Origin of the sequence: Acidiphilium cryptum JF-5 (assembly GCF_000016725.1) — a bacterium.
GTDB lineage: Bacteria > Pseudomonadota > Alphaproteobacteria > Acetobacterales > Acetobacteraceae > Acidiphilium > Acidiphilium multivorum.
On record NC_009484.1, the window covers coordinates 1,099,139 to 1,114,860 of the forward strand.

12 protein-coding genes are annotated in these 15,722 nt (G+C 71.9%); 4 read left to right on the forward strand and 8 right to left on the reverse strand.

Annotation, left to right across the window (positions count from 1 at the left end):
• Positions 1–10 precede the first annotated feature (10 nt).
• From ACRY_RS07415 to ACRY_RS07430, 4 genes are all read left to right on the forward strand, one after another.
• Positions 11–265: a sarcosine oxidase subunit delta gene (locus ACRY_RS07415; RefSeq protein WP_011941912.1), complete on the forward strand. Its 255-nt coding sequence runs from the start codon at positions 11–13 to the stop codon at positions 263–265.
• Positions 262–3,258, forward strand: a complete 2,997-nt coding sequence (locus tag ACRY_RS07420) for a sarcosine oxidase subunit alpha family protein (protein ID WP_011941913.1) — start codon at positions 262–264, stop codon at positions 3,256–3,258. Before ACRY_RS07415 ends, ACRY_RS07420 begins: the two co-directional genes overlap by 4 nt.
• Positions 3,251–3,811: a sarcosine oxidase subunit gamma gene (locus ACRY_RS07425; RefSeq protein ID WP_011941914.1), complete on the forward strand. Its 561-nt coding sequence runs from the start codon at positions 3,251–3,253 to the stop codon at positions 3,809–3,811. Before ACRY_RS07420 ends, ACRY_RS07425 begins: the two co-directional genes overlap by 8 nt.
• Positions 3,812–3,886: 75 nt before the next feature.
• Positions 3,887–5,257 (forward strand): L-serine ammonia-lyase, encoded by a 1,371-nt coding sequence (locus ACRY_RS07430; RefSeq protein ID WP_007421934.1) that lies wholly within the window; start codon positions 3,887–3,889, stop codon positions 5,255–5,257.
• 144 nt (positions 5,258–5,401) lie between these two features.
• Here ACRY_RS07430 and ACRY_RS07435 read toward each other — a convergent pair whose 3' ends face one another.
• The 8 genes from ACRY_RS07435 to ACRY_RS07470 form a co-directional block, all read right to left on the reverse strand.
• Positions 5,402–6,172: an electron transfer flavoprotein subunit beta gene (locus tag ACRY_RS07435; RefSeq protein ID WP_011941915.1), complete on the reverse strand. Its 771-nt coding sequence runs from the start codon at positions 6,170–6,172 to the stop codon at positions 5,402–5,404.
• Positions 6,169–7,245 carry an electron transfer flavoprotein subunit alpha/FixB family protein gene (locus ACRY_RS07440; protein ID WP_011941916.1) on the reverse strand — a complete coding sequence of 359 codons (1,077 nt, stop codon included), beginning with the start codon at positions 7,243–7,245 and terminating at the stop codon, positions 6,169–6,171. The genes ACRY_RS07435 and ACRY_RS07440 overlap by 4 nt, the downstream gene beginning before the upstream one ends.
• A complete protein-coding gene (locus ACRY_RS07445) occupies positions 7,242–9,089 on the reverse strand; it encodes a (Fe-S)-binding protein (RefSeq protein ID WP_011941917.1) in 1,848 nt (615 codons plus the stop codon). Before ACRY_RS07445 ends, ACRY_RS07440 begins: the two co-directional genes overlap by 4 nt.
• Positions 9,089–11,125, reverse strand: coding sequence for an NADH:flavin oxidoreductase (locus ACRY_RS07450; protein ID WP_011941918.1), 2,037 nt, complete (start codon positions 11,123–11,125; stop codon positions 9,089–9,091). Before ACRY_RS07450 ends, ACRY_RS07445 begins: the two co-directional genes overlap by 1 nt.
• Positions 11,122–12,096 (reverse strand): GlxA family transcriptional regulator, encoded by a 975-nt coding sequence (locus tag ACRY_RS07455; RefSeq protein WP_011941919.1) that lies wholly within the window; start codon positions 12,094–12,096, stop codon positions 11,122–11,124. Before ACRY_RS07455 ends, ACRY_RS07450 begins: the two co-directional genes overlap by 4 nt.
• Positions 12,096–13,187 carry a hybrid-cluster NAD(P)-dependent oxidoreductase gene (locus ACRY_RS07460; protein WP_007422824.1) on the reverse strand — a complete coding sequence of 364 codons (1,092 nt, stop codon included), beginning with the start codon at positions 13,185–13,187 and terminating at the stop codon, positions 12,096–12,098. The genes ACRY_RS07455 and ACRY_RS07460 overlap by 1 nt, the downstream gene beginning before the upstream one ends.
• The gene (locus ACRY_RS07465; RefSeq protein ID WP_011941920.1) at positions 13,184–14,455 is read right to left on the reverse strand and encodes an aromatic ring-hydroxylating oxygenase subunit alpha; all 1,272 of its coding nucleotides are present in this window, start codon (positions 14,453–14,455) and stop codon (positions 13,184–13,186) included. Before ACRY_RS07465 ends, ACRY_RS07460 begins: the two co-directional genes overlap by 4 nt.
• 143 nt (positions 14,456–14,598) lie before the next feature.
• The gene (locus tag ACRY_RS07470; RefSeq protein WP_007422822.1) at positions 14,599–15,654 is read right to left on the reverse strand and encodes a GlxA family transcriptional regulator; all 1,056 of its coding nucleotides are present in this window, start codon (positions 15,652–15,654) and stop codon (positions 14,599–14,601) included.
• Positions 15,655–15,722: the final 68 nt, after the last annotated feature.

The following is a 15,722-nucleotide window of genomic DNA, read 5'->3' on the forward strand; positions in this document are numbered from 1 at the left end:
GAGTCCCGCCATGCTGCTGATCCCCTGCCCGCATTGCGGCGACCGTCCGGAAATCGAGTTCGCCTATGGCGGCGAGGCCCACCGCGTCCGCGCCGCCGACCCGCGCGCCGTCGATGACGCGGACTGGACCGACTATCTCTACATCCGCCGCAACGCCCGCGGCGATTTCGAGGAACGCTGGCGCCACGCCCATGGCTGCGGCCGCTTCTTCAACCTCCGCCGCAACACCTACACCGACATGATCGACCGCGGAGCCGCACGATGAGCCAGAGCTTCCGGCTTGCCGAGGGCGGGCGGATCGACCGCTCCCGCACCCTCGCCTTCCGTTTCGACGGCCGCGCCTATGCCGGCCATCCGGGCGACACGCTGGCCTCGGCCCTGCTCGCCAACGGCGTCCACCTGGTCGGCCGTTCCTTCAAGTATCACCGTCCGCGCGGCATCCTGACCGCCGGCGCCGAGGAGCCGAACGCCCTGGTCGGCGTCGGCCGCGACGAGGGGCACTACACCCCCAACCTGCGCGCGACCCAGGTCGTCCTGCATGACGGCCTGGTCGCCGAAAGCCAGAACCGCTCCCCCTCGCTCGAACGCGACTTCGCCGGCCTCACCGACCTGTTCTGGAAATTCATCCCCGCCGGCTTCTACTACAAGACCTTCATGTGGCCGAAAGCGGCGTGGACGCGGTTCTTCGAGCCGCGCATCCGCGCCATGGCCGGCCTCGGCCGCGCCCCGGAGGCGGCGGACGCCGCCTGCTACGCCCAGCGCTACGCCCATTGCGACGTGCTGGTGGTCGGCGCCGGCCCCGCCGGCATCGAGGCCGCCCTCGCCGCCGCGTCCTCCGGCGCGCGGGTGATCCTGTGCGACGAACAGGCCGAGCTTGGCGGCGCCCTCCTCGCCGAGACGGATGCGACGCTCGATGGCACCAATGCCGCGAGCTTCCTCGCCACCCGCCTGAGCTGGCTGCAGGCCGCCGGCCAGGTCACCATCCTGCCGCGCACCATCGCCTTCGGCTATTTCCCGCACAACATGATCGGCCTCGCCCAGGACCTCACCGATCATCTCGGCGAACCCGACGACACCCAGCCCCGCGGCCGGCTCTGGCAGGTCCGCGCCCGCGAGGTGGTGATCGCAACCGGCGCCATCGAGCGCCCCCTCGCCTTCCCCGACAACGACCGCCCCGGCATCATGCTGGCCGACGCCGCGCGCACCTACGTCACCCGCTACGGCGTGCTGCCGGGCCGCAACGCCGTCGTCTTCACCGCGCACGATTCCGCCTATGCCGCCGCCCTCGCCCTGCACCGCGCCGGCGCCCGCATCGCCGCGATCGCCGATCTCCGCCCCGATCCGTCCGGCGAACTGGTCGAGGCCGCCCGCGCCGCCGGCCTGCCGGTCCGCCCCGGCTGCACCCTCACCGGCACCGAGGGGCGGCTGCGCGTCACCGCCGCCACCATCGCGCGGCGCGATGGCGGCGCCGGCGAGCGCCTCTCCTGCGACCTCGTGCTGATGTCCGGCGGCTTCACCCCGAGCGTGCATCTCTTCTCGCAGAGCCGCGGCAAGCTCCGCTTCGATCCCGCGCTCGACGCCTTCATCCCCGGCGAGCCGGCCGAGGCCTGCCGCGCCGCCGGTGCCGCCGCCGGCACCACCTCGCTGGCCGACGCCCTCGCCTCCGGCCGCGCCGCCGGCGAGGCGGCGGCCGCCGCCGCCGGCTTCACCGCCCCGCCCGCCGCGGCGATCGCGGTCGCCAACGCCCCCGCCGCCACCGGCGGCTTCCTCGGCGCCACGCCGCACGGCCGCAACCCCGGCTCGGTCCGCGCCTTCATCGACTTCCAGAACGACGTCACCGCGAAGGACATCTCGCTCGCCCTGCGCGAGGGCTTCCGCTCGGTCGAGCACGTCAAGCGCTACACCACCAACGGCATGGCGACCGACCAGGGCAAGCTCTCCAACATGAACGCGCTCGGCATCATGTCGGCCGAGCTCGGCCGCCCGATCCCCGAGATCGGCACCACCACCTTCCGCATGCCCTACACGCCGGTCCCCTTCGGCTATTTCGCCGGCTACGCCCGCGGCGCGCTGTTCGAGCCCGAGCGCCACACCCCGATCCACGACTGGGCGGCGGAACAGGGCGCGGTGTTCGAGGATGTCGGCATCTGGAAACGCGCCCGCTACTTCCCGCGCGGCGGCGAGACGATGCGCAGCGCCGTCGCCCGCGAATGCCGCGCCGTGCGCGCGAGCGTCGGCATCTTCGACGCCTCGACCCTCGGCAAGATCGAGGTCGTGGGGCCGGACGCCGCCGAGTTCCTCAACCGGATGTACGTCAACGCCTGGACCAAGCTGAAACCCGGCCGCCTGCGCTACGGCGTGCTGCTGCGCGAGGACGGGTTCGTGATCGACGACGGCGTGATCGGCCGCCTGTCCGACACCCGCTTCCACGTCACCACCACCACCGGCGGCGCCCCGCGCGTGCTCGCCATGATGGAGGACTACCTGCAGACCGAGTTCCCCGAGCTCGATGTCTGGCTCACCTCCACCACCGAGCAATACGCGGTCATCGCCGTCCAGGGCCCCCGCGCGCGCGACGTGATCGCCCCGCTCGTCGAGGGGGCGGACATCTCCGGCGCCGCCATGCCGCACATGAGCATGGTCGAATGCCGCGTCGCCGGCATCCCGGCCCGGCTCTTCCGCGTCAGCTTCACCGGCGAGCTCGGCTTCGAGATCAACGTCCCCGCCGATTACGGCCGCGCCGTCTGGGAGGCGGTGTTCGACGCCGGCCGCCGGCACGACATCACCGCCTACGGCACCGAGACGATGCACGTTCTGCGCGCCGAGAAGGGCTACATCATCGTCGGCCAGGAGACCGACGGCACGGCGACGCCCGACGATGTCGGCCTCGCCTGGGCGATCGGCAAGGCGAAGCCCGATTTCGTCGGCAAGCGCGCGCTCGACCGCGCCGCCTTCGCCGGCCAGACCGGGCGCAAGCAGCTCGTCGGACTGTTCACCGAGCCCGGCGATATCGTGCTCGAGGAAGGATCCCACCTCGTCGCCGATCCCAGCCGGCCGCCGCCCGCCGAGATCCTCGGCCACGTCACCTCCGCCTACTGGAGCGAGACGCTCGGCCGCTCCATCGCCCTCGCCCTGGTGCGCGGCGGGCGCGACCGCATCGGCGACACGCTGCACGTGAAACTCGCGGACCGCGCGATCCCGGTCCGCCTCACCGATCCGGTATTCTACGACCGTGAAGGAGCCAGGCTCGATGGCTGACGTGATGCAGACCCGCCTCGCCTCCCCGCTCGCCGGCCTCGTCGGCGACCGCCGGGTGCGCGAGATGCCCCGCGCCACGCGCGTCTCGCTGCGCGTCAAGCCGGCAGCCGTCGAGGCCGCCGGCGCGGCGCTGGGGGTCGATCTCGCCCTCGGGATGAACCGCGCCACCGAGTCCGGCGCCCGCACCGCGATCCGCCTCGGACCGGACGAGTTCCTGCTCCTCGCCCCCGTCGCCGACACCTGGGAGACGTTCGAAGCCGCCCTGGCCGCGGCTCTCACGCCGCGCGACTACGCGCTGGCCGACATTTCCCACCGCCAGCTCGGCGTCTCGATCGAGGGGCCGGACTGCACGGCGATGCTCAACGCCCTCTGCCCGCTCGATCTCGACCTCGCCGCCTTCCCCGTCGGCATGGCCACCCGCACCCTGTTCGGCAAGGCCGACATCGTGCTCTGGCGCACCGCCGAAACCCGCTTCCACATCGAGGTCTGGCGCTCCTTCGCCCCCTATCTCTGGGGCCTTCTCGCCGCCATCGGGCGGGAGTATCCCGACTAGGGCTTCCCCCGGCCGGATCGACCCATCCGGCCGGACCAGGCGGCCAGCCCCATCAAGCAACAGAAGCATCAAAGCATGATCAGCGTCTTCGACCTGTTCAAGATCGGCATCGGCCCGTCCTCGTCGCACACCACCGGGCCGATGCGCGCCGCGCACCGCTTCGCCGCGACTCTCGCCGAGGCCGATCTGCTGCCCCGCACCGCGCGCGTCACTGTCACCCTGCTCGGCTCGCTGGCCTGGACCGGCAAGGGTCACGCGACCGACAAGGCGGTGATCCTCGGCCTGTCCGGCGAGGCGCCCGAAACCGTCGACCCCGACCGGGCGGACGCCCTGGTCGCCGCCGTCGCCGCGGCGCGCCGCCTCACCCTCGCCGGCCGGCACGAGATCGGCTTCGACCCGGCGGCGGACCTGGTCTTCGATTTCGAAACCGCCGCCCCCCGCCACCCCAACACGCTGGAACTCACCGCGCACGACGCCGCCGGCACCCTCCTCGCCCGCGAGCGCTGGTGCTCGGTCGGCGGCGGCTTCGTGCTGCGCGAGGACGAACCGGCCGATCTCGGCGCCATCACCGACGACGTGCCCCACCCCTTCGCCACCATGGAAGAGCTGCTGCGCATCGGCGCGGCGACCGGCCTGTCCATCGCCGCGATCGTCCGCGCCAACGAAACCGCGCTGCGCCCGCCGGAGGCGGTCACCGCCCATATCGACCTGGTCATCGACGTGATGATGAGCGCCATCGAGCGCGGCCTCGCCGCCGAGGGCATGCTCCCCGGCAGCCTGCGCGTCACCCGCCGCGCCCGCGCCCTGCGCGCCCGGCTGGAGGCCGATTCCAGCCGCAACGATCTCGCACCCCACGAGCCGATGGACTGGGTCAGCCTGTTCGCGATGGCGGTGAACGAGGAGAACGCCGCCGGCGGGCGCATCGTCACCGCGCCGACCAACGGCGCCGCCGGCGTCATTCCCGCCGTGCTGCGCTACTATCGCGACAGCTGCCCCGGCGCCAGCCGCGCCGGCCTGCACGATTTCATCCTCACCGCCACCGCGATCGGCGGCCTGTTCAAGACCAACGCCTCGATTTCCGGCGCCGAGGTCGGCTGCCAGGGCGAGGTCGGCGTCGCCGCCTCGATGGCCGCCGCTGGCCTCGCCGCCGCCCGCGGCGCGACCAACGCGCAGATCGAGAACGCCGCCGAAATCGCCATGGAACACCATCTCGGCATGACCTGCGATCCGGTCGGCGGCCTGGTGCAGATCCCCTGCATCGAGCGCAACGCCTTCGGCGCGATCAAGGCGATCAGCGCCGCCTCCCTCGCCGCCCGCGGCGACGGCTCGCACCGCGTCTCGCTCGATCAGGTCATCGCCACGATGCGCCAGACCGGCGCCGACATGAACACGAAATACAAGGAAACCTCGCTCGGCGGCCTCGCCGCCAATTTCATCGAGTGCTAGAGCGCTTTCCGATCCACCCGGATCGGATGTAGCGCTCTGTCATATCGATGAAACGCGCTTTCCGATCCACCCGGATCGGATGTCGCGCTCTGCCACATCGATGAAGCGGGCATCATCCCGCAGGATCGGAAGGTGCTCCGGGCGTCAGGCCTTGCGGGGCCTGAACCGCGCCACGAAATTGAGGATCGCCGCCGCCGCCTCGTCCGGCGCCGGCCGCAGCATCACCCGCCCGCCGGCATCCCGCGTCTCGCTCACCGCCTGCAGCCGCGCCTCCGCCGAACCGCCGCCGCCGACATCGCCGATCAGCTTCGGCCGCGCCCGGTAGGGCCGGATTTCCGCTCCTTCCGGCAGCGCCGCCGGCAGCGCCGCCGGTCCCGCCACCTCGCTCACCCGTCCCGCCAGCCGCGCGCGATGCACATAGGGCAGCGCCGCCGGCGCGGCCGGATGCACGGTGATCACCGCCGCCCCGCGCACCGTGGCCGCCCGCCGCCCGCCGCGCGGCAGCGCCTGCGTCACCGTCATCTCGCCGCCGGCAATCCCGGCCCCGATCGCATCGGCGACGATCGGCCATCCCAGCGCCCGCGCCAGCCGGTAGGGCAGCAGCCCGCCATCCGCCCCGCCCCGGCCGCGCCGGCCAGCGAGGATCAGGTCCGGCATCCTTCCCTCCAGCGCCGCCACCAGCGCGCCGAGCGGATCGTCCGCCGCTCCGGCCGCAACCAGCGTCAGCCCGTCGATCCCGTGCCCCAGCGCGTCCAGCACCGCCTCGTCGCGCCCGCCGGCATGCAGCCCCTCGACCGCGCCGCCCGCCCCGGCGATCTGCCGCGCCAGCGCGATCGCCTGCAATTCCGCCGGCACCGGGCAGGGCGCGCCCGTCGCCGGATGCCGCCCGGCGGACAGCAGCACGACGATTCTCATGCCTCGGCTCCCAGAAGCGCGAGCAGCGCCGGCAGCACCGCCTGCGCATCCGCGACCACCGCCAGGTCCGCCCGCGCGATCATCGCCGCGTGCAGGTCGGTATTCACCGCGACCACATGCTCCACCGTGCCGATCCCCTGCAGATGCTGCGGCGCGCCGGAAATCCCGAACGCCACGTAGCAGTCGGCGTTGAGCACGGTGCCCGACGCGCCGACCTGCATCGCCCGCGGCAACGCGCCGGCGTCGCACACCACCCGGCTCCCCCCCGGCGTCGCCCCGAGCGCGCGCGCGAGATCGAGAAACCCCGCGAAATCCGTCACCCCGTTCCCCGCCGCGATCACGAATCCCGCCTCGTCCAGCCGCACATTCGCCGCCTCCACCGGCAGCGGCGACAGCCGCACCGCCAGCGCCGCATCCCTCGCCGGATCGGCCGGCGGATCGACCGGCTCGGCCGCATGCGCCGCCCCGCGCCAGGGCGCGATGCGGTCGGCCGCGATGCTCAGCAGACGCGGCGGCGCCGCCCGCCATTCCGCCCGCCCCGCGGCAGCCGGGCGGATCGCCTGCCGCGCCGACAGGCTCTCGACCGCATCGAACAGCGCCTCGTCGCAGAGTGCCGCCACCCGCCGCGCCAGATCCCCGCCATCCGCGCTCTCGGCGAACACCACATGGCGCGGCCCATGCGCCCGGATCGCGGCGGCGACCGATGCCGCCAGCGCCGCCGGATCGTCCCGCTCCGCCAGCACCATCACCCGGTCCGCCCCCGCCGCACCGGCGTCCTCCGGCAGGCCCGGCGCCAGCAGCACCACCGCCGCCGTCCCGCCGCCATCGAGCAGCCGCGCCGCCCCCAGCACCTGCCGGTCATGGCGCGACAGCACGCCGCCCGCCATCTCCACCACGGCGAACACCAGATAGGCCGGGTCCGCGATCGTCACGACCGGCGCCGCCGCCGGCGCCACCGTGGCGCCCTGCGCGACCGCCCCGCCGCGATGCGTCCGGTCGATCCGCCGGCGCGGCGCCTCGGCCACCACCACCGCCGCGCGCTCGGCCCGGGGATCGCGCCGCTTCGCGCTCACGCCCGCGCCTCCGCCGGCACCGTGGCCATCGCCGCGTGCACCAGCTCGGCAATGTCGCGCACCTCGGGCCGCGCGCCTGTCACCCCCTCCAGCATCGCGGTGCAGCCCGGGCACGCCACGGCGACGATGTCCGCTCCCGTCTCCCGCGCCTGCGCCATCCGCAGATCGGGAATCCGCCGCTCCCCCGCGATGTCCGAAACCGGCGCGCCGCCCCCGCCGCCGCAGCAGAACGAGGCCGCGCCATGGCGCTCCATCTCGCTCACCGCCAGGCCGATCCGCCCCAGCACCCGCCGCGGCGCGTCATACTCGCCGTTATAGCGGCCGAGATAGCACGGGTCGTGATAGGTCACCGTCCCGCCGGATGCCGCCTCCGGCCGGATCGCGCCGGTGCCGATCAGCTCGTCGATCAGCGCCGTATGGTGCTGCACCGTATAATGCCCGCCGAACGCCGGATATTCCTGCCGCAGCACATGCAGCGCGTGCGGATCGGCGGTGACGATCCGCCCGAACCGCCTTGCCGCCAGCGTCGCCACATTGGCGCGCGCGAGGCGCTCGAACCCCGCCTCGTCGCCGAGCCGCCGGGCGAGATCGCCGCAATCGCGCTCGGCCTCCCCCAGCACCGCGAAATCCAGCCCCGCCGCCCGCATGATCGCCACCAGCGCCCGCAGCGTCCGCCCATAGCGCGCGTCGAACGCCCCGTCGCCGAGCCAGAGCAGGATGTCGGCGCTCTCGCCCTCGCCCAGCACGCGCAGCCCGCCGGCGGCGAAATCGAGCCGCCGCCCGGGCTCGAACCCGCCAGGATTGAACGCGTAGCGCAGTTCCGAAAGCACCTGGTCCGCCTTGCCCGGCGCCGCGCCGGCGTCCAGCGTCAGATGCCGCCGCAGATCGACCACCGCATCCACATGCTCGATCATCATCGGGCAGGCGGATACGCAGGCGCGGCAGGTCGTGCAGGCGAACAGCGTCTCCGCGTGCAGCCGCCCGAGCACCGGGCCCGGCGACGAAATGCCCGGATGCGGCGAGCCGGCATAGGCCGGCGCCTCCGGATGCAGCGCCGTCGCCAGGTCCTGGATCAGCGCCTTCGGGTTCAGCTTCTGCCCGGCGGCGAAGGCCGGGCACGCCTCCTCGCACCGCCCGCACTGGATGCAGGCATCGAACCCCGCCAGCCGGTTCCAGGCGAAATCGCCGATCGCCGCCACGCCGAAGTTTTGCGCCGGCAACAGCCCGCTCGCCGCCGCCCCCGCGAAACGCTCCGGCCGCGGATGTGCCGCGAGATGCACCGCCCCGGCCAGCGCGTGCCGCATCGGCCCGGTCGCAATCCCCGCCACCAGCCGCGCCCCGCCCCAGGCGGCAAGCCCGATCCCGGCCAGCGCCGGCAGCCACAGCCCGAGCAGGATGCCGAGCGAGGCGAGGAACCCGCCCGCCGCATAGGCGGCCAGATCCCGCGCCAGCCCCTGGAACGCCCCGCCGGAGAGCGACGCCGGCCGCGCCGGCTGCCGCCTCTGCGCCACCAGCCGCGCGCCGAAAATCGCGAAGCCGAAGCCGAGCGCGGCCAGCAGCCAAAGCATTTCCGCGCCACGCAGCGCCGGGATGATGCCCAGCAGCACCAGAGCGGTGCCGCCGAGCAAGCCCCCGGCGATCGCCTGGTGCATCCGCGCCGCCGCCGCCCGCCGCGCCACCACGCCATGCACATCCACGAGATAGCGCCGCGGCAGCGCCGCCAGCCCGCGCGCCCAGTCCACCGGCGCCGCCCCGCCCCGCCGCCACGATGCGGCGAGACGCAGCCCCTGCGCGACCACCCCGGCCAGCAGCAGCCAGGCCAGCAGGACGAACAGGCCCGCCATCAGAAATCCTTGCAGAGGCGCAGCGCGTCGTAGATCGCGGCGTGGATGTTGCGTCCCGCCGCCGCATCGCCGATGCGATACAGCGCGTATCCGTCCTCCGGCCAGGGCTGCGCCCGCCCCGCCACCAGCGCGCCGGCATCGATCCGCCCCCGGTTGACCGACCCCGCCTTCAGCGGATCATAAAGCGCGTCATCCGGCAGCGTGCCGAAATCGACGACGACATGATCCACCACCCGCTCCTCCTCGGCGAGATCCATCGTGTTGCGCAGCACCGCGACCAGCCGGTTCTCCTCCCGCCGCACCGCGAGCAGGTCGAGATTCGGCGTCATGATCACGTCATGGCGGTAGAGTTCGCGCAGATGGATCGGCTGGTTGGTGGTGCCGACCTCCTCGGCCGCCATCCGGTCGCCGGTCGCGAGTTCCACCAGCGCGCCGCGCTTCGCCAGGAATTCGGCGCAGGAGGCGGCGTTGTGCTGCCCCATCCCGTCATAGAGCAGCACCGAACCGCTGAGCGCGATCCCGTCGCGCAGGATCGCGGCGGTCGTCGTCACCAGCTCCGCCCCCTCCATGAAGCCCGGATTGGGCACGCCGCCGGTCGCGAGAATCACGATGTCCGGCCGTTCCGCCAGCACCATCGCCGCATCCGCCGCGACACCGAGCCGCAGATCCACGCCGAGCCTGCGCACCTGCGCGCCGAGCCAGCGCGGAATCCCCGACAGCGCCTCCCGCCATCCCGCCTTCGCGGCGATGTTGATCTGCCCGCCAAGCGCCGTCTCCCGCTCGAACAGCACCACCTCGTGGCCGCGCTCCGCACTCACCCGCGCCGCCTCCAGCCCGCCCGGCCCGCCGCCGACGACAACCACCCGCCGCCGCCGCGCCGCCTTGCCGATCACGTGCGGCATCGTCGCCTCGCGCCCGGTCGCGGCGTTCTGGATGCACAGCGCATCCGCCCCGGTATAGATCCGGTCGATGCAGTAGCCGGCGCCGACGCACTGGCGGATATCGTCCTCCCGCCCGTCCTGCAGCTTGCGCGCGAGATGCGGGTCGGCGATGTGCGCCCGGGTCATCGCGATCATGTCGACATGTCCCTCCGCCACCGCGCGCGCGGCGGTGGCAAGGTCGGTGACCCGCTGCGCGTGGAACACCGGCACCTCCACCTCGCGGCGGATCGCGCTGGCCAGCGGCAGGAAGGGCGCGACCGGAAACGACATGTTCGGCAGCGACACCGCATGCGCCAGATGGTCCCGCGCCTGCCCGCCGAGCACGTTGATGAAATCGACCAGCCCGCGCCGCGCATGCGCCTCGGCGATGGCCACGCAGTCCTCGTGGCTCAGCCCCTCGGCCAGCATCTCGTCGCCCGACATGCGGATGCCGATCAGGAAATCATCCCCCGCCGCCGCCCGCATCGCCTCGAGAATCTCGAAGCCGAACCGCATCCGGTTCTCCAGCGACCCGCCATAACCATCGCCGCGATGATTGACCGAGGGCGACCAGAACTGGTCGACCAGGTGCCCGTGCGCCGCCGAGAGTTCGCAGCCATCGAGCCCGCCCTCGCGCGCCCGCCTCGCCGCCGCCGCGAAATCGGCGACCACCCGGTCGATATCCTCCTGCTCCATCTCCCGCGGGATCGACCGGCTCGCCGGCTCCCGCCGCGGCGAGGCGGAAAGCGTCGGCAGCCAGTTCTCGGTATCCCAGCGGGTCCGCCGCCCCATATGCGTGAGCTGGATCATCAGCGCCGCGCCATGCGCGTGCACGCGTTCGGAAAATTGTTGAAAATACGGAATGACGCTGTCATCCGCGACCGATATCTGGTTCCACGGCGCCGCCGGGCTGTCGAGCGAGACGGAGGACGATCCGCCGAACATCGTCAGCCCGATGCCGCCCTTCGCCTTTTCCGCGTGGTAGAGCTGGTAGCGCTCCTGCGGCTTGCCGTCGCGGCCGTAGCCTGGCGCGTGGCTCGTGCTCATGATCCGGTTGCGGAACGTCGTCCGGCGGATCGTCAGCGGGCGGAACAGCGCCTCGGCGTGGGCGATCATGCAATGCCTCCCGGCCGCCGCTCGGCGCGCGGCGGATGTCCGAAATAATCGTGATAGGCGCTGGCGAAATGCGTGCTGGAGCCGAACCCGCAGGCCATCGCCACATCGGTCACCGGCACCCGCAGCGATTGCAGCATCCCCTGCGCCCGCTTCAGCCGCCGCGCCCGGATGAACGCCGCCGGGCTCTCGCCGACATGGGCGCGGAACAGCCGCTGCAACTGCCGCAGCGAAATGCCGAGCTCACCCGCGATCTCGCCGAGAATCTGCTTTTCCCCAAGCCGCGCCTCGATCATCACCATCGCCCGCGCCAGCATCGGCTGCCCGGCATGGCCGCGGTCGTCCTTGTCGAGCGGCTGGCGCTCGGCACTCGGGCGGATCCGGTCGAGCACGAAAATCGCCCGCACATGCTCGGCCACGTTGCGGCCGAGCCGCGCCTCGATCAGCGCCAGCATCATGTCGAGCGGCCCGGTGCCGCCGGTGCAGGTCAGCCGGTTGCGGTCGAGCACGAACAGCTCGTTGACCAGTTCGATCTCCGGAAACTCGGCGCGCATCGCCGGCATGTCCTCCCAGTGGACGGCGCAGCGATACTCGTCGAGCAGCCCGGCGGCGGCGAGCGCGAAGGTGCCGGTGCAGAGCGCGCCGAGCGGCGTGCCCGCCCGCGCCGCGCGGCGCAGCGCCGCGAGCACCGGCCGCCCCACGGCCGAGCGCACGTCGAGCCCGCCGCAGACGAACAGGATATCCGGCGCCGGCCCTGACTCCGGCGCCGTCACCGCGCCGAGGCTCAGCCCGTTGCTCGCCGTCACCGGCGTCTCGCCCACCGCGTGCAGGCTCCACCGATACACCGCCCGCCCGGCGCAGCGATTGGCCATCCGCAGCGCCTCGATCGCATTGGCCACCGCGATCATCGAATAGTTCGGCAGCAGCAGGAAGCCGAAATGCGACAGCGCGGCGGGGTTCAGCGGCCGCGGCATCAGCGTTCGATCACGAGATCGGTCAGCGGCGTCGAGCAGCAGATCAGGATCATGTCCTGGTCGATCTCGCGCTGGCGGATGCCGCCCTGGTGCTTCATGTCCACCCGTCCCGAGACGAGCTTGCTCTTGCAGGTGCCGCACACGCCCTTGGTGCAGGACGAGGGCAGCCGCATGCCCGCCTCGCGCGCGGCGGCGAGGATATGCTGCCCCGGCGCCACCCCGATCGTCCGGCCGGACTTGCTGAACGTCACCTCGAAGGTTTCCGCCCCCTGCGCGGCCAGCACCTCCTCGACCGGCGGCGGCACGCCGAAATCGAAGCTCTCCTCGTAGTAATACCGCATGTCGTAGCCGAGGCCGACGAGCCCGTCGCGCACCACCTGCATGTAGACCGGCGGCCCGCAGTTGAAGATCCAGCGCTCGGCGAAATCCGGCGCCAGCAGCGAGAGCAGCTGCGGCGTCACCCGCCCGCGCGGCCCGCCCCAGCGCCCGCCGGCGCCATCCGCCTCGCACACCGGAATCACCCGCAGGTTCGGCATCTGCCGCGCCATCACCGCGAGCTCGTCGCGGAAGATGATGTCCTCCGGCGTCCGCGCGAAATGGATGAACACGATGTCCGCATCCGGTGCGAGGTCCTGATGCGCCCGCGTCATCGACATCAGCGGCGTGATTCCCGAACCGCCCGAGAGGAACAGGTATTTTTCTCCCGGCGTCGCCACGAAGCTGAAATCCCCGAGCGGCCCGATCGCGCGGATCTCCATCCCCGGCCGCAGATTGTCGTGCAGCCAGGGCGAAACCGCGCCGCCCGGCTTGCGCTTCACCGTGATCGAGATCTGGTCCGGCCGCGTCGGGCTGGAGGCGATCGTGTAGCAGCGCTGCACGATCTCCCCGCCCACCGGCACGTCGAACACGAGGAACTGGCCCGGCCAGTAGCTGAAGCGCGACGGCGTGCGGCTGACGAAGGTGAAGGTCCGCACGTCGTGCGTCTCCAGCCGCGCATCGACGCAGACCAGCACGTCGTCGACCTCAGGGTCCCAGACGGACAGGCTGCCGTCGCGCGCGGCACGGCAGCGCTCGGCCGGCGTCATGTTCATCGCGCCGGCTCGATCCCGAGATGCGCCGCCATGCGGCGGACATACCAGTTGGCGAAAGCCTCGACCTGGCCTTCGGTTTCCGCCGAATACGGCCCCGGCACATAGCCGGCGCCCGACGCCCCCGCCTGCGCGAGGCCGACCAGCGCGCCATCCTGCAGATTAGTCTCGCGCCACACCCGGATCAGGTTCTCGAGGTCGTAATCCACGCCCTGGATCGCGTCGCGATGCACCAGCCACTTGGTGCGCAGCAGCGTGCGGTCCGGCGAGAGCGGCAGCACCGAGAAGGTCACAATGTGGTCGCTCATGAAATGGTGCCAGGAATTCGGCTGGGTATGGAACGAGAGATCGCCGAGCCGCTTCTCCTTGGCCTGGCCGAGCAGGCGCCGGCTCGCCACCTTGGTGTCCAGCGTCTGCGATTCGCCATCGCGGTCCATCGGCATCCGGCCGATCCGGAATCCCGAGACCATGTCGTCGAGATGGCCGATCTCCTCGGAGGGAAACCCGCTCGCCGCCCAGGCGCTGCACGACTGCGCGACCATGTCGTCATAGTTCCGCCGCAGCGCCGCGCGCGCCGGGTCGTCCTCGCGCGCATCGAAGCCGAAGCCGAACTCGAAGATCGAGGTGGTCAGCTCCGGATGGTTCAGCGCGCAGTGATAGCACTCGCGGTTGTTCTCCATCGTCAGCTTCCAGTTGCCCTCCTCGATCAGGTCGATCTGCTGGGCCACCTTGCAGTTGGCGATCTCGTGCGGCGCTATATATGGCCCGACGATCCGCGCCATCTCGTCGAAATCCGCCGGCGGCTCCTCGGCGAGGCAGACGAACAGCAGCCCCTCCAGCGAGCGGAGATGGATTTTCTTCAGCCCGTGGCAGGAATGATCGAAATCCTCGCCCATGTGCTCGGCATGCACGAGCGCGCCGTCCAGCCCGTAGGTCCAGGCGTGATACGGGCAGACCAGCCGCCCCACCGTCGCCTTCTCGGTCGAGACCAGCCGTGCCGCGCGATGCCGGCAGACATTGTGCATGGCGTGGATCGCGCCGTCGTCGTCGCGGCAGATCAGGATGTCGTTGTCGCCGATCTTCAGCGTCATCACGTCGCCCGGCTCGGGAACATCCGGCTCCACGCCGACGAAAATCCAGTGCCGGTTGAAGATGTACTCGAGATCGGCGCGGAAGACGTCCGGATCGGTATAGAAATCCCGCTCCAGCATGTAGCCGCGGCGGCGCCGGGCCACGAGGTCACGAAGTGCAGGGGAAGCGACATCCGCCATGGCGTTCACTTTCAAAAAGGGTCAGAACCCGGCGACGGAATGTGACGGTTCGGTGTATCAGCGTCTTTCGTTTTTGCGACATCGCGCCAGAACGATTTCGCAGCCCCCTCGCATGGCGGCCATGCGCTGCTCACATGCGCGGATCAGAACGGACGCGGCCCCGCATGCATCGCGACCGCCTCGGCGCCGCCGCCGTCGCGCCCGGCCATGCCCGGCCGCATCTGCGAGGGCGACAGCCCGTGCAGCGCCTTGAACTGGCGGGAGAAATGCGCGCAGTCCGAGAAGCCGGCCTCCAGCGCGATATCCGTGACCGAGCGGCCCGTCGTCTCCAGCAGCCAGCGCGCGTAACGCAGCCGCAGCGTGCGGTAGAGCAGCGAGGGCCGTTGCCCGAGCGCCGATTCGAAGCGCCGCTCCAGCTGCCGCGTCGACAGGTCGAGCCGCCGCGCGATGGTCGCAATCGGCACCGGGTCGGAGAGGTTCTGCTCCATCATCAGCAGCGCGCGCCGCACCTGCTCGTCGGCCACCTCGTGCGCCACCGGCGGGTGCGGCTGCACCGCCCCCTCGCCGCGCGTGCGCGTCAGCTGCAGCACCTGGTGCGGCTTCTGCGCGAGCCGGCTGCCGAGATGCCGCTCGATCAGCAGCGCCGCGAGATCCGCCGCCCCGGCCCCGCCGGCGCAGGTGATCCGGTCGCCGTCGATCTCGAACAGCCGGTCGCCGGTCACCTCGTGGTCGGGGAAGGCCGCGCGGAAATCCTGGTAGTGCAGCCAGCTCACGCAGACCCGCCGCCCCTGCATCAGCCCCGCCTGGCAGAGCAGGAAACTGCCGTTGCAGATGCCGACCAGCTTCACCCCCGCCGCGGCGGCGCGCTTGAGATAGGCGCAGAGCGGTGCCGCGTTCTGGTTCAGCCCGGCCAGCAGCCCGCCGATCACGACGACGTAGTCGAACCCGGCCGGGTCGAGGAAGGTCGCGCCCGGCAGCACCTGCACCCCGCAGCTCGCGCGGATCGGCGCGGCGCTGTCGGACATGATCGTCCAGCGGCAATGGATCGGGCGCGAGAAATCCGATTCGTCGGCGGCGAGCCGCAGCGTGTCGACGAACATCGACAGCGCCGAGAGGGTGAAGTCATGGGCGAGCAGGATGCCGACCGAAAGCGGTCGCCGCTCCTCGCCCCTTTGTGCGTTCGCTGCCCTTCCGTTCATGGCCCTGCTCCACGATCTCGCCGCATACGAGCCATGCGGCGGAACCGCATATCACCACACTCGCGCGG

Excerpts from the sequence above, each read along its gene's own strand:
- ACRY_RS07415 (WP_011941912.1), top strand. The coding sequence starts at position 11 with ATGCTGCTGATCCCCTGCCCGCATTGCGGCGACCGTCCGGAAATCGAG.
- ACRY_RS07420 (WP_011941913.1), top strand. The coding sequence starts at position 262 with ATGAGCCAGAGCTTCCGGCTTGCCGAGGGCGGGCGGATCGACCGCTCC.
- ACRY_RS07425 (WP_011941914.1), top strand. The coding sequence starts at position 3,251 with ATGGCTGACGTGATGCAGACCCGCCTCGCCTCCCCGCTCGCCGGCCTC.
- ACRY_RS07430 (WP_007421934.1), top strand. The coding sequence starts at position 3,887 with ATGATCAGCGTCTTCGACCTGTTCAAGATCGGCATCGGCCCGTCCTCG.
- ACRY_RS07435 (WP_011941915.1), bottom strand. The coding sequence starts at position 6,172 with ATGAGAATCGTCGTGCTGCTGTCCGCCGGGCGGCATCCGGCGACGGGC.
- ACRY_RS07445 (WP_011941917.1), bottom strand. The coding sequence starts at position 9,089 with ATGGCGGGCCTGTTCGTCCTGCTGGCCTGGCTGCTGCTGGCCGGGGTG.
- ACRY_RS07450 (WP_011941918.1), bottom strand. The coding sequence starts at position 11,125 with ATGATCGCCCACGCCGAGGCGCTGTTCCGCCCGCTGACGATCCGCCGG.
- ACRY_RS07455 (WP_011941919.1), bottom strand. The coding sequence starts at position 12,096 with ATGCCGCGGCCGCTGAACCCCGCCGCGCTGTCGCATTTCGGCTTCCTG.
- ACRY_RS07460 (WP_007422824.1), bottom strand. The coding sequence starts at position 13,187 with ATGAACATGACGCCGGCCGAGCGCTGCCGTGCCGCGCGCGACGGCAGC.
- ACRY_RS07465 (WP_011941920.1), bottom strand. The coding sequence starts at position 14,455 with ATGGCGGATGTCGCTTCCCCTGCACTTCGTGACCTCGTGGCCCGGCGC.
- ACRY_RS07470 (WP_007422822.1), bottom strand. The coding sequence starts at position 15,654 with ATGAACGGAAGGGCAGCGAACGCACAAAGGGGCGAGGAGCGGCGACCG.